Annotated in this window: 22 protein-coding genes and 1 pseudogene; 10 read left to right on the top strand and 13 right to left on the bottom strand. The window is 70.4% G+C overall.

Annotation, left to right across the window (positions count from 1 at the left end):
- Positions 1–28 precede the first annotated feature (28 nt).
- The 6 genes from HNR73_RS30215 (at position 29) to HNR73_RS30190 (ending at position 5,055) form a co-directional block, all read left to right on the top strand.
- The gene (locus HNR73_RS30215) at positions 29–823 is read left to right on the top strand and encodes an enoyl-CoA hydratase-related protein (RefSeq protein WP_184791088.1); all 795 of its coding nucleotides are present in this window, start codon (positions 29–31) and stop codon (positions 821–823) included.
- 19 nt (positions 824–842) lie between these two features.
- Positions 843–1,469, top strand: coding sequence for a bacterial proteasome activator family protein (locus HNR73_RS30210; RefSeq protein WP_184791087.1), 627 nt, complete (start codon positions 843–845; stop codon positions 1,467–1,469).
- A gap of 244 nt (positions 1,470–1,713) precedes the next feature.
- Positions 1,714–2,550, top strand: coding sequence for a DUF1028 domain-containing protein (locus HNR73_RS30205; protein ID WP_184791086.1), 837 nt, complete (start codon positions 1,714–1,716; stop codon positions 2,548–2,550).
- Between the two features lie 56 nt (positions 2,551–2,606).
- The gene (yidD, locus tag HNR73_RS40980; RefSeq protein WP_239121935.1) at positions 2,607–3,260 is read left to right on the top strand and encodes a membrane protein insertion efficiency factor YidD; all 654 of its coding nucleotides are present in this window, start codon (positions 2,607–2,609) and stop codon (positions 3,258–3,260) included.
- Between the two features lie 9 nt (positions 3,261–3,269).
- Entirely contained in the window at positions 3,270–4,208 is a 939-nt protein-coding gene (locus HNR73_RS30195; protein ID WP_184791085.1) for an alpha/beta hydrolase, read from the top strand.
- 136 nt (positions 4,209–4,344) lie between these two features.
- Entirely contained in the window at positions 4,345–5,055 is a 711-nt protein-coding gene (locus tag HNR73_RS30190) for a hypothetical protein (protein ID WP_184791084.1), read from the top strand.
- Between the two features lie 4 nt (positions 5,056–5,059).
- Here the strand turns inward: HNR73_RS30190 and HNR73_RS30185 are convergent, their stop codons facing one another.
- The 5 genes from HNR73_RS30185 to serS form a co-directional block, all read right to left on the bottom strand.
- Positions 5,060–5,875: an HAD family hydrolase gene (locus HNR73_RS30185; RefSeq protein ID WP_184791083.1), complete on the bottom strand. Its 816-nt coding sequence runs from the start codon at positions 5,873–5,875 to the stop codon at positions 5,060–5,062.
- Positions 5,872–6,693: an HAD family hydrolase gene (locus HNR73_RS40270; RefSeq protein WP_184791082.1), complete on the bottom strand. Its 822-nt coding sequence runs from the start codon at positions 6,691–6,693 to the stop codon at positions 5,872–5,874. The genes HNR73_RS30185 and HNR73_RS40270 overlap by 4 nt, the downstream gene beginning before the upstream one ends.
- Before the next feature lie 95 nt (positions 6,694–6,788).
- Positions 6,789–7,604, bottom strand: a complete 816-nt coding sequence (locus HNR73_RS30175) for an HAD family hydrolase (protein WP_184791081.1) — start codon at positions 7,602–7,604, stop codon at positions 6,789–6,791.
- A 39-nt stretch (positions 7,605–7,643) separates the two neighbouring features.
- The gene (locus HNR73_RS30170) at positions 7,644–8,456 is read right to left on the bottom strand and encodes an HAD family hydrolase (protein WP_184791080.1); all 813 of its coding nucleotides are present in this window, start codon (positions 8,454–8,456) and stop codon (positions 7,644–7,646) included.
- A gap of 5 nt (positions 8,457–8,461) precedes the next feature.
- Positions 8,462–9,718 carry a serine--tRNA ligase gene (serS, locus tag HNR73_RS30165; protein WP_184791079.1) on the bottom strand — a complete coding sequence of 419 codons (1,257 nt, stop codon included), beginning with the start codon at positions 9,716–9,718 and terminating at the stop codon, positions 8,462–8,464.
- Positions 9,719–9,779: 61 nt separating this feature from the next.
- On the opposite strand from serS, the gene HNR73_RS30160 reads away from it, so the two are divergent.
- From HNR73_RS30160 to HNR73_RS40265, 4 genes and pseudogenes are all read left to right on the top strand, one after another.
- Entirely contained in the window at positions 9,780–10,127 is a 348-nt protein-coding gene (locus HNR73_RS30160) for a metallopeptidase family protein (protein WP_184791296.1), read from the top strand.
- 8 nt (positions 10,128–10,135) lie between these two features.
- A complete protein-coding gene (locus HNR73_RS30155) occupies positions 10,136–10,861 on the top strand; it encodes a cupin domain-containing protein (protein WP_239121934.1) in 726 nt (241 codons plus the stop codon).
- Positions 10,758–11,906 (top strand): annotated as a pseudogene (locus HNR73_RS30150) (glycoside hydrolase family 10 protein); the annotation flags it as partial. The gene HNR73_RS30155 and the pseudogene HNR73_RS30150, both read left to right, overlap by 104 nt.
- Before the next feature lie 6 nt (positions 11,907–11,912).
- Positions 11,913–12,281, top strand: coding sequence for a cellulose-binding domain-containing protein (locus HNR73_RS40265; protein WP_260337528.1), 369 nt, complete (start codon positions 11,913–11,915; stop codon positions 12,279–12,281).
- 3 nt (positions 12,282–12,284) lie between these two features.
- Here the strand turns inward: HNR73_RS40265 and HNR73_RS30145 are convergent, their stop codons facing one another.
- The 8 genes from HNR73_RS30145 to HNR73_RS30110 form a co-directional block, all read right to left on the bottom strand.
- A complete protein-coding gene (locus HNR73_RS30145) occupies positions 12,285–13,562 on the bottom strand; it encodes a WXG100 family type VII secretion target (RefSeq protein WP_184791077.1) in 1,278 nt (425 codons plus the stop codon).
- Positions 13,563–13,588: 26 nt separating this feature from the next.
- Complete coding sequence (locus HNR73_RS30140; RefSeq protein WP_184791076.1) at positions 13,589–13,960, bottom strand: hypothetical protein; 372 nt, start codon at positions 13,958–13,960, stop codon at positions 13,589–13,591.
- A gap of 35 nt (positions 13,961–13,995) precedes the next feature.
- Positions 13,996–15,114: a S8 family peptidase gene (locus HNR73_RS30135; RefSeq protein ID WP_184791075.1), complete on the bottom strand. Its 1,119-nt coding sequence runs from the start codon at positions 15,112–15,114 to the stop codon at positions 13,996–13,998.
- 45 nt (positions 15,115–15,159) lie between these two features.
- The gene (gene pheA, locus HNR73_RS30130; protein WP_184791074.1) at positions 15,160–16,074 is read right to left on the bottom strand and encodes a prephenate dehydratase; all 915 of its coding nucleotides are present in this window, start codon (positions 16,072–16,074) and stop codon (positions 15,160–15,162) included.
- The gene (locus HNR73_RS30125) at positions 16,011–17,009 is read right to left on the bottom strand and encodes a hypothetical protein (protein WP_184791073.1); all 999 of its coding nucleotides are present in this window, start codon (positions 17,007–17,009) and stop codon (positions 16,011–16,013) included. Before HNR73_RS30125 ends, pheA begins: the two co-directional genes overlap by 64 nt.
- 81 nt (positions 17,010–17,090) lie before the next feature.
- Entirely contained in the window at positions 17,091–17,693 is a 603-nt protein-coding gene (gene wrbA / locus HNR73_RS30120) for an NAD(P)H:quinone oxidoreductase (RefSeq protein WP_184791072.1), read from the bottom strand.
- Between the two features lie 119 nt (positions 17,694–17,812).
- A complete protein-coding gene (locus HNR73_RS30115; RefSeq protein WP_184791071.1) occupies positions 17,813–18,223 on the bottom strand; it encodes an ATP-binding protein in 411 nt (136 codons plus the stop codon).
- A 49-nt stretch (positions 18,224–18,272) separates the two neighbouring features.
- Complete coding sequence (locus HNR73_RS30110) at positions 18,273–19,460, bottom strand: sensor histidine kinase (RefSeq protein WP_184791070.1); 1,188 nt, start codon at positions 19,458–19,460, stop codon at positions 18,273–18,275.
- Between the last annotated feature and the right edge of the window lie 181 nt (positions 19,461–19,641).

Genomic DNA, 19,641 nt, shown 5'->3' with positions numbered 1-19,641 from the left:
CCGCCCGAAACCCCTATCGTGACTTCCCATGCACCCAGACGACTTCACCGACGTCCGCTACGAGGTCAGCCAGGCCACCGCCACCGTGACCATCGACCGACCGGAACGGATGAACTCCTTCCGGGGACGGACCGTCGACGAACTCATCAGCGCCTTCAAACACGCCTGGGCCGACAAAGCCGTCGGCGTCATCGTCATCACCGGCACCGGCGAACGCGCCTTCTGCGCCGGCGGCGACGTCAAAGAACGCGCCGAAACCGGCTCCTACGGCGAAACCGAATGGGGCACCTTCGAAATCGAACGCCTCCACCGCATCATCCGCGACGTGCCCAAACCCGTCATCGCCGCCGTCAACGGCGTCGCCGTCGGCGGCGGACACGTCCTGCACGTCCTCGCCGACCTCACCATCGCCGCCGAACACGCCAGATTCGGCCAGTCCGGGCCCCGCGTCGGCAGCTTCGACGCCGGCTTCGGCTCCGCCTACCTCGCCCGCGTCATCGGCGAGAAACGCGCCCGCCAACTCTGGTTCCTCTGCGAACTCATCGACGCCCACACCGCCCTGAACTGGGGACTGGTCAACGAGGTCGTCCCCGCCGACCGGCTCACCGACACGGTCATCGAGTGGGCCGCGAAGATCAATGCGCTCTCCCCGACCGCGCTACGCTTCCTGAAACATTCGTTCAACGCCGACAGCGACCACCTAGGCGGGCTGTCCCACCTGGCGTTCGACGGACTGGACGTGTTCGGCCGCACGGCCGAAGCCGCGGAGGGGGCGGCGGCGTTCAGCGAGAAACGCCCACCTGATTTCGGCCGGTTCCGCTGACAGGGAGAGACTGATAGCCATGACCGACATTGATGCACGCGGCCCGGAGGACGCAGACGACACCGACCGCGACGACGCCGACAAACCCCGCACGGTGGTCGTCGTCGGACCCGACGGGCAACCCGTCGGCACGGTCGAGGTCGGCGGAGACGACGACGCCGAGGACCACGAGGACCCCGCCAAGCTCGTCGAACAACCCGCCAAGGTCATGCGCGTCGGAAGCATGATCAAACAGCTCCTCGAAGAGGTCCGCGCCGCGCCCCTCGACGACGCCGGCCGCCGACGACTCAAAGAGATCCACCGCAAGTCCATCGCCGAACTCGAAGACGGCCTCGCTCCCGAACTCCGCGACGAACTCGAACGACTCTCGCTCCCCTTCGACGAGGAAGAGGTGCCCAGCGAATCCGAACTGCGGATCGCGCAGGCCCAACTCGTCGGATGGCTCGAAGGACTGTTCCACGGGATCCAGGCCGCGCTCGTCGCGCAACAGATGGCCGCGCGAATGCAACTCGAACAGATGCGACGGACCATGCCCGCGCTGCCGGGCGGACCCATCAACGCCGCACAGATCCCCGGACTCCAGGCCGCGCTCGCCGCGGGGAAGAACGAGGACGAGGAAGAGGGCGGGCACGGGCAGTACCTCTGACTCGCTGCGCTCGTGATGCGGCCGGAGCCGCGGAGTTCACCCTCGCGGGTTGGGGCCGCGGGGACGTGTGGGGCGGCTCCCGGAGGGACGGGCCGCGAATGTGGCGGGGCCGGGCGCTTGCGTCCGGCCTTTCGCCCGTGCGGGACCGCCGTGTTCGTCCTCCGCCTTCTCGCCATGCGCTTCCACCGGCACGCGCCCGTCGCGTGGGGTACCCGCCGCGCGAACCGAGCCCTACGCTTCCCCCATGACCTTCTCCATCGTCGCCCGCTCCGATGACGGCACCATGCACGGCGTCGCCGTGGCCAGCAAGTTCCTCGCCGCCGGCGCCGTCGTCCCCGAAGCCCGAGCGGGCATCGGTGCCCTCGCCACCCAGGCCTTCGCCAACCTCGCCTACCGGCCCCAGGGCATGGCCATGCTCGCCACCGGCGTCGCGCCCGCCGACGTCATCGCCGCGCTCGCCGTCGCCGACCCGGGCCGCGCCGAACGGCAGCTCGGCATCGTCGGCACCGAAGGCCCCGGAGCGACCTTCACCGGCGACGAGTGCATGGACTGGGCCGGCGGCGTGGCCGGAGACGGATTCGCCGCCCAGGGCAACATCCTCACGGGCCCCGAGGTGGTCGAGGCGATCGCGGCCGCCTGGCTCGACGGCGCCGACATGCCCTTCCCCGCAAGGCTTCTGGCCGCGCTGCGCGCGGGCGACGAAGCGGGCGGCGACCGTCGCGGACGCCAGAGCGCCGGGCTCTACGTCGTCGGCAAAGGCCTCGGTTACGGCGGCACCAGCGACGTCGCCGTCGACCTGCGCGTCGACGACCACACCGACCCGGTCGGCGAACTCGGCCGCCTCCTCGGCATCCACGAACTGCTCTTCGGCACGCCCGACCCCGCCACCCTCCTCGACCTCGACGGCGAACTCGGCGCCGAAGTCCGCTCCCTCCTCGACGCGCGAGGTCACCGTGGACCGTCCACAGAGGATGGTCTTGACCGCGCTCTCTCGTCGTGGGCGGGGATCGAGAACCTGGAGGAGCGCCTCGTCCCGGGCAGGATCGACCCGCTCGTCCTCGCCCACCTGCGCGCCGGCTAGCCCGATTCGCACGCTGTGAGTAGTGTGCGCGTACTCCGCAGCAAAGAGGTGCGTACGTGGACGAGCGACACAAGAGGATCCGCACGATCGCGATCGCGGTCGGCGCGCCTTTAGCCGCGATCGCCGCCATGGTCGCGGTGTGGCTGGCGTGGCGCCCGGGCACCCGGCCCGCCGACAGTGACGGCGCCGCCGGTGACCACAGCGGCAACGCCGGTGAGCACGACGGCGACGCGGGCGACAGCGACGCCGGAACGGGTGACGGTGACGCCGGCACCGGGAGCGGCCAAGGCTGCGCCGACGACGGCGGCGGCCAGGGCTGTGCCGACGACGCCTGCGACTCCATGTCCACCTCATGTGAATCGACCACCTGCGACACCTCCGGCGGCTGCGACGGTGCCACCTGCACGTCGACCGGTGCCGCCGCCGCGATCGTGTTCCCGCTGCGCGTCGCCGGAACCGTCGGCGGCAACGGCCGCGTCGGCCGGGCCGTCGGACGCGCCGGAATCGGCGCCTACCGGCGCTGGCTCTCGCCGCGCGTCAAAGCTCGCTGCCGGTACACGCCGACGTGCAGCGTCTATGGCCTCGCCGTCGTCGAAAGCCACGGCCTGGCCGCCGGAGCACGCCTCGCGCTGGCCCGAATCCGCCGTTGCGCGCCGAGTGTGCCGCGCGGCACGCGGGATGAGCCGCCACCACCGCCTGGCTGCCGGTAGAAATGTGGGGTGGAGACAGATCACCTCGGCGAGGAATACCGCTACGAGACCTTGTCGCTCGGCCGCGACCGCGAAGGCGACGTCGTCGCGACGCTCGTCGAACGTGCCGACAACCCCGCCGACGGCCCCGCCGTTCTCTACGTGCACGGCTTCGTGGACTACTTCTTCCACCCGCACGTCGCGGACTTCTACCGCGCCCGCGGCTACGCCTTCTACGCCCTCGACCTGCGCAAGAGCGGCCGCAGCATCCGGCCCGGCCAGACGCCCTACGACATGGCCGACATCTCCGACTACTTCGCCGAACTCGACGAGGCCGCCCGGCGGATCCGCGCCCGGCACGGCAAAGTACTCGTCAACGCGCACTCGACCGGCGGCCTCGCCGTCGCGCTGTGGGCTGATCGCCTGCGCGGTAAGGGGATCATCGATGCGATCTTCCTCAACAGCCCCTTCCTGGAGGTCAACGCGCCCTGGCCGGTCCGCGTGTTCGGGCCGCTGGTCGTCCGCCCGGTCGGGCGCTTCGCGCCCAAGGCGCACGTCCCGGTCCCCCTCAGTGGAGCCAACGCCAAGAGCCTGCACCGCGACCACCACGGCGAATGGGACTTCGACCTGACCTGGAAACCCGTGAGCGGACTGCCCGTCCGGATGGGCTGGCTGCGGGCCGTCGTGCGGGCGCAGGCCAAGGTGCGCAGAGGATTGCGCATCGACGTGCCGATCCTCGTCGCGTCGTCGACGTCCTCCTACAAGCGGCCCGGCTGGGCGCCCGAGGCGCACACCGCCGACGCGGTCCTCGACGCCGAGGCCATCGCCCGGATCGCGCCCCGGCTGGGACCGGACGTGACGGTCGTGCGCATCCCTGAGGGCATGCACGATCTGGCGCTGTCCGGCGAGTCGGCGCGCTCCCGGATGTTCAAGGAACTCGGTGTGTGGCTCGACGCGCGTTTCGACTGACAACGGTCGCTTGTGGACCTTTGGTTCCCGCTTCCGGTGGTACATCGCCTGCACCGCCGACGGCACGTCACGAGCGCGCGGCCGGTGCTCGACGAGCACCGGGCGCGGTGTGCGGGCGCTTGCTACCGTGCCTCCGATGAGCGAAGAACCGGACATCTACGAACTGCACGGACCCGCCACGCACGAGGCCACCTCGGGTGTCTGGAACACCTGGGGCACCCTGGACTCGCACGTCATCGGTCACTTGATCAACCCGTCGTTCATGGGCGGCCCGCGCTGGCCGGCCCTGCGGCAGGGGCACGTCATCTCCCGTCGTGACGACGCGCTGCTCGTCGCCAGCGACGGTCTCGCCGACCCGATGCGCTGGAACGACGCCGAGCCCTCCAACGGCTACGAGGTCGAGGTCTACGGCATCGGCGAGCGCTTCGGCGGCGACGACACCATGGGCGTGGCGGCGAACTGGCTCGGGCAGCTGGTGATGTCGCTGTCGAACACGGTGGCTCAGCACGGGATCACGTTCACCCGTCAGCTGGAGCATTGGGGGACGTTGACCGTCGCCTTCGGCGGGGTGGCCGTTCCCGGTTCGCACGAGGAGAAGTACGTCGACGGCTCAGGCAACGTCGTGGCCGTTCTCGGTCTCGACGACGAGAAGGAACTACCGTCCACCGTGGATGGTCCATTGTCGACGATCAGGTTGGTCAACGCGAAGCTGCTGACGGTGTCGGAGGCGGACTTCTGCGTCCAGTCGGGCACGGGCCAGCAGGAGGCGCGCGAGGAACTGGGCCGCCGCTTCGCCGAGCAGGGCGGGAAGATCCGGTCGTGGCTGGACCGGGAGGCCGTGGCGTAGCCGGTTACCCCAGCAGGCCTTCCAGGTAGACCGCGACTCCGTCCTCCCGGTTCGACAGCGTGCGCGCCCTCGCCGCCGCGATGACGTCGGGGTGCGCGTTGGCCATGGCGACGGAGGCGCCGGCCCAGCCGAACATCGGGAGGTCGTTGCGGGCGTCACCGAAGACGAGCACGTCGTCGGAGGAGACACCGAGCTCCTGTGCGACGAAGGCGAGGCCGCTGCCCTTGTCGTGACCGGGCGGGCAGAGTTCGACGTAGCCGATACCGGCCTCGGTGAGCATGCACCAGCTTTCGGGGATGAGCCGGCGGGCGGCGTCGAGGACGACGTCGATGTGCAGTTCGGGGCTGCGCACGAAGCCTTTCAGGACGGGCCGCGACAGGGCGAAGCTGCGTTCGGCTTCGGCGAGGGTCACGGGGAACGCCCAGTCGCTGGGGACGGGGTCGGCGAGCAGCGGCGAGTCGGCGGCGCCGTCGTTCTCGACGACGAGTTCCAGGTGCCCGACCTCGGCTTCGAGGATGCGCAGCACGTCGACGATGACCTCGCCGGGCAGGTGCGCCTCGTGGCGCAGCTCCGGCCCGCCGGGGCCGAGCCGGTAGATGTGGGAGCCCTGCGCGAGGACGAGGTAGTCGGCGAGGGGGATCTCGTCGAGGCAGATGTCGAGGAGCCGCGGGCCACGTCCGGTGATGCCGACGAGGTGGATCCCGTGGTCCTTGACGGCCTCCATCGCGCGGCGGGTGCGGGGGCTGCTGGAGTGGTCGGGGCCGAGCAGCGTCCCGTCGAGGTCGGTCGCGATGAGTTTGGGGAGCGCGGCCCTGGTCACGGGAACCACCGCCGCAGGACCGCGGCGACACCGTCGTCGGCGACGGAGGGGGCGACCTCGTCGGCCGCCGCCTTGATCGAGTCGGCCGCCTGTCCCATGGCCACAGCATGCCCCGCCCAGGCGAACATCGGCAGGTCGTTGGCGGAATCGCCGAAGACGACCGTCTCGGCGGCGGTGACGCCGTAGGCGTGGGCGACACGGTCGAGGCCGCTGGCCTTCGTCGCGCCGGCCGGGCCGACGTCGGTCCAGCCGTTGAAGCCGACTTCGGCGTGGTAGACGGTCGTGTCGAGGCGGGCGCCGTCGGTCGCGGCCTGCGCGCGGGGGCAGCGCGCCTCGCCGACGCCGTAGGGGTTGAGGCTGGGGACGCGGGCGACGAGCCGGGGCGTGCGAGTCGCGCCGAGCGCGTCGAGGTCGAGGGTGTGCAGCCACACCGACTCGAAGTCGCGCTTGAAGTCGGTCGTGGTGACCCAGCCCCGGGACTCGTACTCGATCGCGAAGGTGACCTCGGGGTCGGCGGCGGCGTAGGCGGCGATCGCGGCGGCGGGGTCGATGTGCTGCTGGTGAACGGCCCGCCGCACGGCGATGTCGTAGACGATGGCGCCGTGGGAGGCGACGTGCAGCCCCTCGGTGAAGCCCAGATCGGTGATGGTGCGAAGGGTGCTCCACAGCGCGCGGCCCGTCGCCACGGCCACCGGGACGCCGGCGGCGCGGACGGCGGCGAGGGCGTCGACCACGGCCCGGCTGGGCCTCAGGTGGGCGGTGTCGTGCCCGACGACGGTGCCGTCGAGGTCGACGACGACGAGTTTGGGGGTCCTCATCATCCGACATTACCGACGCGCGGGTTAACGGCCGAGATCACCGGGGCGTTGCCTTGGGCACATTCCGGGTGATCAAAGGTGAAAAGTGGCTGCCCCTAGGCCTGGAACCATCGGGCCAGGACGGTGGCGACGCCGTCGGCGTCGATGGGCGGGGCGACCTCGTCGGCGGCGTCGCGAACCGCGGCGGGCGCCTGGCCCATGGCGACGCCGTGGCCCGCCCAGGCGAGCATGGGGAGGTCGTTGAGGGAGTCGCCGAAGGCGATCACGTCGGCCTGGGCGACACCGAGGGTCGCCGCGACGCGCGCGAGGCCGGTCGCCTTGTCCGTGCCTGCGGCGACGACGGAGACCCAGCCGCTGCGGCCGACGTGGGCGCGGTAGACGGTGGGGTCGAGGCCCGCGAGCTCGGTCGCGTCGAGGGCGTGGGCGCACAGCTCGGCGGGGGCGTAGACGCCGTCGCAGGGGACGCGGACGGTGAGGGAGGTCGTCGGGGTGGCCGCCAGCGTGTCGTGTGTGGCACGGCCCTTCCAGTTCGTCGGGACGTCCTGGGCGTAGTTCTCGCAGGTCAGCCAGCCGTCGTCGGAGACTTCGAGGCTGAAGGTCGCGGCCGGCGTCGACGCGCGGTAGCCGCGGATCGCCGCGCCCGGGTCGATCTCGACCCGGTGTGCGACCAGGCCGTCGGCGCCGGTGACGACCGCGCCCTCGGAGAAGACATGGTGGCCGGGCGCGATGCCCAGGTCGGTCATGGCGGCGCTGGAGTCCCACCGCGGCCGTGCGGTGACGACGACGACCGGGATGCCCGCCGCGCGCACGGCGGCCAGCGCGGCGACCGTCACGGCACCCGCCGCGCGGTTGTAGTCGCCGTGGCGGACGACGGTGCCGTCGAGGTCGACGGCGACGAGGGCTGGGGTCATGGAACGAGGTTAACGGGAGGGGGTGACAAGGGTTACCGTCTAACCCCCGAACCACCGTCCCAGCACCACCGCGACCCCGTCCTCCTCGACCGTCGGCGCCACCTCGTCCGCGGCCGCCTTCACGTCGTCGAGGGCCTGCCCCATCGCCACGGCGTGCCCCGCCCACGCGAACATAGGCAGGTCGTTGCCCGAGTCACCGAACGCGACCACGTCGGCCGCCTCCACGCCGTACGCCGCCGCGACCCGCGCCAGGCCGCTCGCCTTCGTCGTCTCCGCCGCGAGCACCGCCAGCCAGCCGCCGACGCCCACGTCCGTCCGGTACCGCTTCGGATCGAGGCCCACCCGATCGACCGCCGCCAGCGCGTGCGGGCAACGCCCGGTCGGCCCGTAAGTCCCGTCGCAGGCGACACGCACCCCGAGCATGACCGTCCGCGTCGCCGACAGCTCGGCGTGCGGCAGGCGCTCGCGCCACGTCGTCGGGAAACCCCGGACATAGTTTTCGCAGGTCAGCCAGCCGCCTTCGTCGTGCTCGACGATGAACGTCGCCGACGGATCGGCCGCCAGGAAACCCTCCACGGCCGCACGCGGATCGAAATGGCCGCGGTGCACGTCGCGTCCGTCGGCGAGGTCACGGACCAGCCCGCCGTGCGAGTAGACGTGCAGCCCCTCGGTCAGGCCCAGGGCCGCGACGACCCGCCGCGCCTCACACTCGGCCCGCGCGGTCGCCACGACCACGGGCACACCCGCGTCGAGGACGGCACGCAGCGAGCCCACTACCGCCCCACTCGGCAGGCTGCCGGGCTCATGCCGGAGCACGGTCCCGTCGATGTCGACGGCCACCAGCCCCGGCACGCCCATTACTTCACCGGCTCCAGCACATCGCGGCCGACGAAGGGCCGCAGCGCCTCGGGCACCACGACCGAGCCGTCGGGACGCTGGTTGTTCTCCAGGATCGCCACCAGCCAGCGCGTCGTCGCGAGGGTCCCGTTGAGGGTCGCCGCGATCTGCGAACGGCCGTCGGCGTCCCGGTAACGGATGTTCAGGCGCCGCGCCTGGAAGGTCGTGCAGTTCGACGTCGACGTCAGCTCGCGATAGCGGCCCTGCGACGGGAACCACGCCTCGGTGTCGAACTTGCGCGCCGCCGAACTGCCCAGATCACCCGCCGCGGTGTCGATGACCCGGTAGGGGAGATCGAGCCTCCCGAGCAGCTCCTCCTCGACCCCAAGGATCTTGCGGTGCTCGTCGCGGGCCTCCTCAGGCCGGCAGAACGTGAACATCTCCACCTTGTCGAACTGGTGCACGCGGATGATGCCCCGCGTGTCCTTGCCGTGGCTGCCGGCCTCACGCCGGAAACAGCTCGACCAGCCCGCGTAACGCTTCGGCTCGCTCAGATCGAGGATCTCGTCGGCGTGATAGGCCGCCAGCGCGACCTCCGAGGTGCCCACGAGGTACAGGTCGTCGCGCTCCAGGTGATAGACCTCGTCGGCGTGCGCGCCCAGGTAACCGGTGCCCTCCATCGACTCCGGACGCACCAGCGTCGGCGTGATCGACGGGACGAAACCGTTCGCGACACCGTGCTGCAGCGCGAAGTTGAACAACCCCAGCTGCAGGAGCGCGCCCGGGCCCAGCAGGAACGCGAAACGCGAACCCGAGACCTTCGCGCCGCGCTCCATGTCGATCGCGCCGAGCAGCTCGCCGAGCTCCAGGTGGTCGCGCGTCTTTTCCAGCCGCGGGATCGTGCCGACCTCGCGGACGACGACGAAGTCGTCCTCACCGCCGGGGACGGCGTCCTCGTCGACGATGTTGGGGACGTCGAGCTGCGCGCGCTTGAGGGCCTCGGCGCTCTCGGTGACGTGGGCGTCGGCGGCCTTCACCTGGGCCGCGAGCTCCTTCGTGCGGGTCAGGAGGGCGGCCTTCTCGTCGCCCTTGGCCTTGGCGACCTCCTTGCCGAGGGTCTTCTGCTCGGCGCGCAGGACCTCGAAGGCGTGGAGGGCCGCACGGTTGTCCTCGTCGGCCTTGATCAGCGTGTCGACCACGGACTCGGAGGCCCCGCGGGTGCGCTGGCTGGCACGTAGCAGGTCCGGGTTCTCGCGGAGGATGCGCAGATCAATCATGCCGTTCAGGGTAACGACCGGCGCGAAGCGCCCGCACGCGAGTTAACTTGTCGGCGTGGCCGTGGAGATGAACGCCGAACGTTTCGAGGAGCTCGTCGCCGACGCGCTCGACGAGATCCCCGAGCAGCTGCTGCGCATGATGCGCAACGTGGCGATAGTCGTCGAGGACGAATCCCCGCCCGACGGGCCCGAGCTGCTGGGACTGTACGAGGGCGTCGCCCTGCCCGACCGTGGGTGGGACTACGGGGGCGTGCTGCCCGACAAGATCAGCATCTTCCGCAACCCGATCCTGCGGATCTGCGAGACGGAGGAGGACGTGGTCGAGGAGGTGGCGGTGACGGTCGTGCACGAGATCGCGCACCACTTCGGCATCGACGACGCGCACCTGCACGAGTGGGGGTGGGGATAATGGATCACATGGCCTGGTTCCCCGGCGGCACCTCCGTCTCCCGCGTCTCGGTCTACGACTGGCCCACGGTGGACGGTTGCGCGGGCGGGTCGCCGCACCTGCACACCGCGTCGGCCGAGGGCTACGTCGTGCTCGCCGGAAGCGGGCGCGTCGAGACCCTCGGGGCCGACGGTTTCGCGTCGCATCCCCTTACGCGCGAACGGATCCTGTGGTTCACGCCGGGCACCGTCCACCGGCTGGTCAACGGCGGCGGGCTGGAGATCCTCGTCGTCATGTCCAACGCGGGCCTGCCCGAGGCGGGCGACGCCGTGCTGACCTACAAGCCCGAACTGCTCGCCGATCCCGGCGCCTACGCCGCCGTCACGGCGATCCCGGACGGGCCCGGCGTCGAGGAGTTCGTGCGCCGCCGCCGCGACCACGCCGTCGAGGGGTACCTCTGGTGGCGCTCGCGGGTGGAGACCGAAGGGCCGGCAGCCTTGGCGGAACTTCATGCCCACGCCGCGAAACTGGTGCGCGGCAAGGCATCCGGCTGGCAGAATCTATGGCGGGACCGACCCCTCGCCGAGGCGCACCGGACCGGTGAGCACCTTGACGCCCTGGCGGCCGGAGCCGATCCCGAGCACCTGTCACATGCTTCCGTGTTCGCCGCGGACGCCCACCCGGGCCCGCGACGGTACGGAATGTGCGGACACCTGCAGACCTTCGACGTGGAAGGTGCCCAACCTGCGCGGTAACCGCTTTTCGAACCTGGAAAGGCAGCACACCGTGTACACAAAGGACACAGCACGTCTGTTGGCGCGACTGGGAATCGTCGCGCTCCTCGCGGCCTTCGGCCTCATCCTCACCGCAACGTCTTCGCCGGCGGCGAGCACGTTACGCGCCGCCGCGGCGGAGAAGAACATCGTCATCGGCACCGCCGTGGCGACCGGCCCCCTCGCCGGCGAGACCGCCTACCGCACCACGGTCGCACGGGAGTTCAACTCGCTCACCGCGGAGAACGCGATGAAGTGGGACACCGTCGAGCCCTCACCGAACAGCTTCAACTGGTCGGGCGGCGACGCGGTGGTGAACTTCGCCGCCGCCAACGGACAGCGCGTCTACGGCCACACGCTGGTCTGGCACAGTCAGGCGCCGTCCTGGGTGCAGAACCTCTCGGCCGCCGACCTGCTTCCGGCCATGCGCAACCACATCACCAAGGTGATGCAGCACTACTCCACAGTGGACTCGTAAGACGTCGTCAACGAGGTGATCGGTGACGACGCGAACTACCGCAACTCCTTCTGGTACCAGAAACTCGGCACCACCTACATCGCCGAGGCGTTCCGCGCGGCGCGGGCGGCGAGCCCGTCGGCGAAGCTGTACATCAACGACTACAACATCGACGGCGTCAACGCCAAGAGCACCATGTACTACAACATGATCCGCGATCTGAAGGCGCAGGGCGTGCCGATCGACGGCATCGGTTTCCAGGCGCACCTCACCGTCGGCGGAGTCCCCGGCGACATGCGCGCCAACCTCCAGCGCTTCGCCGACCTGGGCCTCGACGTGCGGATCACCGAGCTCGACATCCGCATGCAGACGCCGGCCGACGCGACGAAACTGGCGCGGCAGGCCGCCGACTACGCCGCCGTCGTCAACGCCTGCCTCGGCGTGAGCCGCTGCCGCGGCATCACGATCTGGGGCTTCACGGACAAGTACTCGTGGGTCCCCGACGTGTTCCCCGGCCAGGGCGCGGCGCTGATCTACGACGCCAACTACCAGCCGAAACCCGCGTACACGTCCACATTGGAGGCGCTCGGTGGCACGCCCGGCGGTCCCGGACCCGACCCGGGCACCGGCCCCTGTCGCGTCACGTACCGCACCAACGACTGGCAAGGCGGCTTCACCGGCAACGTGACGATCGCGAACACCGGCACGGCGGCGATCTCGTCGTGGAGTCTGGTGTGGACATTCCCCGGTGGACAGAGCGTGAGTCAGGGCTGGAACGGCACGTACAGCCAGTCGGGGGCGACGGTGACGGTCCGCAACGTCGCCTACAACGGCTCGATCGCGCCCGGCCAGTCCACCCAGATCGGGTTCAACGGCACGTGGACGGGGTCCAACCCCGCGCCGAACGCGTTCAGCCTCAACGGGACCGCCTGCACGGTCGGCTGACGACTACCGCAGACGCTGTCGCAACACCGGCCCGACGTCCCGCCGCCGCATCCGCGGAGGCGGGGCCTCGGGCCGCACGACATCGGGGACGGAGTCGAGGGACAGGCCCTCGAACAGTTCGTCGGTCTCGGGTCCGTCGCGGAAGACGTCGTCCTCGCGATCCTGCTCCCGACGGCTCGAACGCTGCTGAGGTGTGGACCCGGACCCATTGGCCTGCTTGGGATTGCGGATCACACCCCGCTCCGGCGAAGCCGCCCCCGGACGAGCCACCGCGGCCGGACGGCCGCTCGCCGTCCCCGCACGCTGCCCGAGAACGGACGGCGAAGTGCGCGCCGGCTGCCCGGGAAGGGCGCCGCTGGAAGCCTGCCGCAGCCCGTTGAAGAGCCCGGGAGACACGGGCGGCGCCGAAGACGGAAACCCGCCCGACGGCAGCGGAGCAGGACCCGTCGGAGAGGGCACCGTCGGCGAGATGACGGCGGGACCGGGGGAGTGGACGGGGGCCGTCGGGAATTCGAGGCTGGGGTCGTTGGCGGGCGGGCGCGGAGGAGTGGCGCCGCTGGGAGGCGCGATGTCCTCACCGGTGGGGCCCGTGCCGGGCGTCATGCCGGACGGCGGAGGGGGGTGGTAGGTGAAGGGGTAGGTCGTGTCGGGGCCGCCGCCGGAGCCGGAGCCGGTGGAGGGGTGGAGGGGGTACTTCGGCTCCCTGCCAGCTCTCGGGCCCGTGTATTCGCCTGGCTTGTGCATGTTCGTATACCAAGCCTGCGATGCGACGACTGACATCGCGTGCATTCGCTCGCGCGCGGATCGGTCGTAGGAGGCTTTCGCCGCTTGGTAGCCGCTCATTCCGTCGGCGGAGTAGCCGTCGAAGAGATGGGGGTTCTTCTGGTACTTGGCCTTCATCTCGGCCCACTCCGTCTGAAGACGGCTGATCTCCGCTCGTGCGTCCTCAACCTCATCGGCGATCCGCTCAAGTGCTTCTGCGTTCCCTCGTGCGGATTCGAGGCCGCGCCGGAACGAGTCGTCGATCTTTGTAGCCTCTTCGTGCACCCCGAGCGCGCCCTTGGAAGACCAGCTGTCCATGGCCTGATTCACATGGACGGAAAGATCGCCACGCAGTTGTTCAGCTAGTACAGCTAGGCGTCGATAACCTTTTGCCTGTGTGCGCCACTTCGGTACTTGCTCAAAGTCGGCGAAGATCACGTACGCCATGCCTTCGAGATCTAGGTCGTCGAACCTGTCCTCGCCACCAGCTGTCACGGACCCGCCGAACTCGTCAGCCATCTCTTCCCCCCCCCCGTTCTCAGGTCCTATCGCGGAACCGCGCCACCTGGCGTGAAGTAGTCCATGGTGGATTCAAGTTCGAGCCCGGCTTCTCCGTCGGTATCGGTGTAGTCCTCCGAAATCGCCGCGTAGACGTTCGCGAGTGCGATCAGGCCCTGGTCGATGTTCTCAAACATGATGACGTTGTCTTCGACGCACTCGTCGTGGTACGCGCCAATGCCGCTTCGTCCGTAGACGTAGCCCTCATTCGGTGCGCCGTTGACGAACCGCGAGGCGTTGCCTACACGAAGATCCTCGTGTATCTCACTGAGCTGCACACGATAGTCATACTCGCGATCGCCTAGTAGCCGCTCGGCGATACGCCGAAGCTCTGCCGGGTCCATGTACACATTGGTCACTCTGCTGTCCTCCCCAGGCCATCATGACAGGGCTGTCAAGTCCGTTTCCGACGGATGGCTACTACCAAGATCAAGGCGCCGATCAGGATAATTGCGCTTCCGATTGCGATGAGAGGCCAAGGTGCGCCGGAAGTCTTCTCGGCTTCTGTAGCGGGGTCAGGCTGTCCCGACGCGTAGATCGGATCCCCCACAGGATGCGGAGGGTTGGCCGGGTCAGCAGGTTCGACAGCAGCTGTCAGTGCGTCCAGTGGCCTGAGGACGCCGTAGCCGCCCTCGGAGTCGGGGCCAGGAGAGCCTGTGTCCGCTGCGGTTAGCAGGATCTTGCGGTGCATGTCTGCCAACGAGATATCTGGCCAGCGAGATCGGATCAAGGCGTACATACCTGCCGCTACTGCGGCCGCCTTGGACGGACCGCTGATGCTGTTGTAGCTGTGATCGTTCGAGGCGGACACAACATCTTCGCATGGGGCAGCGAAGTCGACCTCTGGTGAAGGCAGGCCGATCTTGGAGTAGTTGTTCTCACGGTTGCTGCAGGTAACCAACATTACGTCCGGGTACATGCCTGGAAAGCCGACGCCTAGTTGGCCTTCCTCGGTGTTTCCGGTAGGTGTCAGCACGGGGATTCCCATGGCGAGCGCCTCTTCCACAAGCGCCTGTTCGCCTGGCGTCGAGTTGCCGTTCCCGTAAGCCAGCAAGATCACATCGGCGCCGTTGTCGAGGACCCACCGAATTCCCTTCTCCAGCTCGGCGTTGTCGTACTGCTCGTCGCCCTCGCGCCAAGCACCATAGGAGATGACCTTCGCCCCCGGCGCCACCCCCAGCACGCCATCCCCCCCGTCGGCCCCATGCCCATGCCCCGCCACCAGCGACGCCATCGCGGTCCCGTGTCCCGTGGCGTCGGTCTGCCCGTCCCCGGCCGGGCTCCACGAGTCCTTCCCCGCGACGACGACCCCCGTCAGGTCCGGGTGGGTCGAGTCCACGCCGGTGTCGACGATTCCCACGGTCACGCCTTCACCCGTCGCGATCTGGTGGGCTTCGGGCAGTCTCAGGGCTTCGACCATCCACTCGGAGTCGCGTACGGAGTCCGCGTGTGCCGGGGTCGTCCACAGCACAAGGATTCCGACGGCCGCAACGCCCGCCCACAACCGTCGCATGTGGGGCACGCTAACCCACCCCCACAACCCACCGCAAGCCTCGCGTCACGCCCCGCCGCGCAGCCCCCTGAGCCAGTCCTCGGCGGCGTGCAGGTCGTCGTCGGTGAGCCCCGCCGGGGCGGCGACGGGTGGGTCGTCGGTGTCGCGGGGATAGGACCCCAGGAAGCGCACTTCGGCGCAGACGCGGCGGAGCCCGAGGAGGGCCTCGCCCATCCGGGAGTCGGCGACGTGTCCGGCGCAGTCGAGCAGGAACACGTACCTGCCGAGGCGTTCGCCGGTGGGGCGCGACTCGATGCGCGTCAGGTTGACGCCTCGCACGGCGAGTTCGGTGAGCACCGACAGGAGCGCGCCGACGCGGTCGTGGGCGATGTAGACGGCCAGGGAGGTGACGTCGTTGCCGGTCGGGGCCGGCGGCGGGGTGTCGGCGGGGACCACGAGGACGAACCGTGTCGCGGTGTCGGGGCGGTCGCCGATGTTCTCGGCGAGCAGTGGGATGCCCAGGGCGGTGGCGGCGATGGGCGCGCAGACGGCGGCGTCGACGGTCCCGTCGAGGACGGCCTGCGCGGCGGCCGCCGTCGACAGCACCTCCACTGTGGACGCCGACGGGAGCTTCGCGCGCAGGAAGCCCCTGCACTGGGCGAGGGCGTGGGGGTGGCTGGCGACGGTCCGGACCGACTCCAGCGGCCCACGTCCGGCGAGGGCGAAGGTCACGGGCAGGGCGACTTCCCCGACGACGCGCAGTCCCGGCCCGCCGAGGAGGTTGTCGAGCGTGACCGGCACCGACCCCTCCAGGGAGTTCTCCAGCGGCACCAGCGCGGCCCCGACGGCGCCGTCGCGCACGGCGTCGAGCGCCTCGGGGATGCTGCGCGTCGGCACGGCCTCGTCCGGCGCGGGGCTCAGACGCCGGACGGCCGCCTCGCTGAAGGTTCCGGGTGGTCCGAGGTATGCGATGGTGACCATGCCCCGAGCCTAGATTCCCCGCGACCGCAGGCCGCGCACGCGGGTCGGGTGAGCTGGAAGTACGCGACCGACGCGGCTCCCATCCCCAGTCCCCAGGCCCAGTAGGCGGGCACGGCGACCCAGTAGAACGCGGCGGGGAGCGTGCCGCCGTCGAAGTCGCCGGTCGCGGTGCTGACGGCCATCTGGCTCAGCGCGATCCCGAAGTAGACGACGAGCCCGGTCGCGAACACCACCGCCGGTCCGAGAACGAGCCGGCGCGGGACGCGACGCCCGGCGAGGAACAGGGTCCAGCGCGGCCACACGCGCCCCCATCGGTGCACCAGCGCCAACGGCAGCAGCGTCCCCGCGAGCAGGAAACCGCCTTCGAAGACCACCAGCGACCCGTTGAGCGGCATCCCGTCGAAACCGACGGCGATCTGCGCCCCGACCCGCACGAGGCAGCCGGCGACCGCCGTCCACGCCCCGGCGCGGGCCCAGCCCGGCACTGTCGTCATCGGCGGCGAGGACTCGCGCCGGCCACAGCGCGGGCAGGTGCCGCGCATACCGCGCCGGTACCGCACGACCGACGCCAGCAGGAGCAGCGCGACCGCCGCGCACCCCGTCCGCGACGCCAGGGCGGCCGCCTCGGGGCCGGTGTCGACGCCGAAGGTGAGCACGCCCACGATGTCGAGCAGGAACAGCGCGTCGGCGACGAGCAGCGCCGCCGCGACGCCGAAACCCGCGACGATCAGCGCCCGCGAGCGTCCCGACAAGCGCAGCCCGATGGCGATCCCGGCGGCGGCCAGGCACAGCGACGTCGGCGCCCAGCCGGTGAACACGATGAGGTCGCCGCCCATCGGCGGCAGCTCGGGCGCGCCGAGCCACGCCCACGCGGCGCGCAGGGCGCCGTAGGCGAGGGCCCCGACGGCGGTGACGACGGGCAGGTTTCTGGTCATGCCCCCAGGCTCGTGCTCGCCGAAGCCGGGCGCGTCACGTGCGCAGGGGAGGTGGTTCCCCCGGGCGGGGGAACCACGCGCTCAGCCCGCGGCGGCCGCGAGGGCGTCGGCGACCGACACCGCGCGCCTCATCTGCACGCCGATCGCCGCGACCTGCGGCTCCGACACGCCCGAACCGCCCACGACGCTCACGCCGTAGGGGTTCCCGTTGGCCGGGTCGAACATGACCGGGTCGGAGTAGCCGGGACTGACGATGACGCATCCCCAGTGGTAGAAGGTGTTGTTCAGCGCCAGGATCGTGCTCTCCTGCCCGCCGTGGGTCGTCGCCGTCGACGTGAACGACGTCGCGACCTTCCCGACCAGCTTCCCCTGCTGCCACAGCGGCCCGCTCGTGTCGATGAACTGCTTGATCTGCGCCGTGGGAAGCCCGTAGCGGGTGGGCGTCCCGAAGACGAGCACGTCGGCCCACTCCAGGTCGTCGAGCGAGGCGTGCTCGACGTCGGTGGTCGCCGCGGCGTGCGCGGCCCAGGCCTCGTTGGAGGCGACGGCGGCGTCCGGCGCGAGCTCGGCGACCTTCCGCAGCCGCACCTCGGCGCCGGCCTTCTCGGCGGCGGCGACGGCGTGGCCGGCCATCTCGTGGACGGTGCCGGTCGAGGAGTAATAGATGACGGCGACCTTCGCCATGATGGTGTCCCTTCCGTCGGGTTTCCCTCGATTGTCGGGCTTTGCCCGCTTTCGTGGAGGGTCAACCGTCGCAGAAGATCCCGATCAGTGATTCGCGCACGTGAAGAATGGCACGGCCGTCAGGCCGCCGACCCCACCCCGGGACCGCCGGTCAGGGCCGCGCGGACCGGTCCGAGCCAGGCCCACACCGACTGCCCGTCGATGCCCGTGCGCACGCCCCAGCGCTGCGCGAGGGCGTCGACGATGGTCAGGCCGCGTCCGTCGACGTCCTCCATCGTGGCCTTGCGGGGCTCGGGGGTTGTATCGGCGCCGCCGTCGGTCACCGAGATCTCGATGTGCGTGTCGGTGACCTCGCATCCGACGGACACGACACCGCCCGGCAGGGGCGTGGCGTGGCGGATGGCGTTGGCGACGAGTTCGGTGCCGACCATGGTCGCGTCGGCGACCAGCTCGCTCGACAGGCCGTTGAGCTGCTCGGCGAGCCACCGCCGGACCAGCGCCGCGCTGCGGGCATGGTGAGCCACCCGCATGACTCCGCGGGTCGTCTCACCGGTGGCCTTATGCAAAAGCGTCCGCTCCCTACCGCGGCTTCAACGGTGCCGCGCGCGGCAACCGCACTTCGATGATCGTCCCGCCCCCCGGTCTCGGCCGAAGGGACACCCATCCATGCTGACGTTCAACGATCTGCCGTACAAGGTACAACCCCAAGCCCACGCCGCCATAGCGTCTGTCGTCACCTCGCTCGCCCTGCCAGAATCTCTCGAAGGCCATGGAGGCCTCTTCCGCGCTCAAACCGGCCCCTCTGTCGGCGACACGCAGACACGCCGTCTCGTTTTCGGTGATCACCGACACATTTATCGGAGTGTCGCCCGGGGAGTAGCGCGATGCGTTAGTGGCGAGCTCGCCGACGACGAGGGGAAGGCTCGACCGGTCACCGTGAGCGAGGGTGCCGGGAGTGAGATCGCGTTCAAGTCGCGCCTCCAGGTCGCCGGGGAGATCGTCGAGGACGGTGCCGACGGCCTCGGCGAGGTCGAAGACGGCGGGTTCGCGATCGCGCGGTCCGCCGCCGAGCGCCGCCCCGGACAACAGCCGGTCGGCGAGCGAGGCGAGCGCGTCGGCGCGCTGCGCGATGACGGTGACGGCTTCGAGGCGGGCGGTGTCGTCGAGACGCGTCCAGCGATGGCGGAGGGTGTCGGCGTAGCCCTTGATGACGGTCGCGGGGGTGCGCAGCTCATGACCGGCGGCGGCGAGGAAGAGATCGTCGGTGGCGTCCTGGGTGGTGGGGGTGGTGGAGGCGGCCTCGTGGTCGGAGACGAGGTGAGCGGCGGTGGCGGCGGCGAGGTGGAGGGCCGGGGTTTGGTCTTCGTTGTTCGGGGCCTCGTTGAGGAAGACCTGGAGGAGACCGACGGGCCGGTCGTGGACGAGGACGGGGACGTGGACGGTGTGTGGGGCGGTGTCGGCCAGGAGGGGGTCGTGGGTCGCGGTTCCCCAGGGGACGCCGCGGGTGAGGGCGGTGAGGTGTTCGGTGGGGAGTTCGGTCTGCCGGCCGAGGAGGAAGCGGGCCCGGCGTGACGCGGAGAGGGTGCGTGCGCGTCGTCCGACGACTTCGGCATAGGTGGTCATGACGGCGCCGAGGGCTTCGGTGGTGACTTCGGTGAGCCGGGTGAGGGCCGTGACACCGTGCGCGTGGGGACCGCCCGCGTCGGCAGCGGTGAGAACGTCGCCGATCCCGGTGAGGAAGACGGCTACACGCGGGTGGGGGGCCATGGGGTCACGGTACGGGACGAGAGTGGAGAGGCGAGGACTTGGTTTTCGCGGAGCGGGGTGGTCTGGGTTTTCGCGTAGCGGGGTTAGGTCTTGATCTTCGCGTAGCGAGTCTCGAAGAGACTCGCGCAGCGAGTTCCGGGTCCAGGGACGGAGTCCCTGGTGGGGTCTGGGGCGAAGCCCC

Origin of the sequence: Phytomonospora endophytica (assembly GCF_014202425.1) — a bacterium.
Taxonomy (GTDB): domain Bacteria; phylum Actinomycetota; class Actinomycetes; order Mycobacteriales; family Micromonosporaceae; genus Phytomonospora; species Phytomonospora endophytica.
Note: the sequence above shows the minus strand (reverse complement) of the source record. Positions and strands in the feature narration are given on the sequence as shown.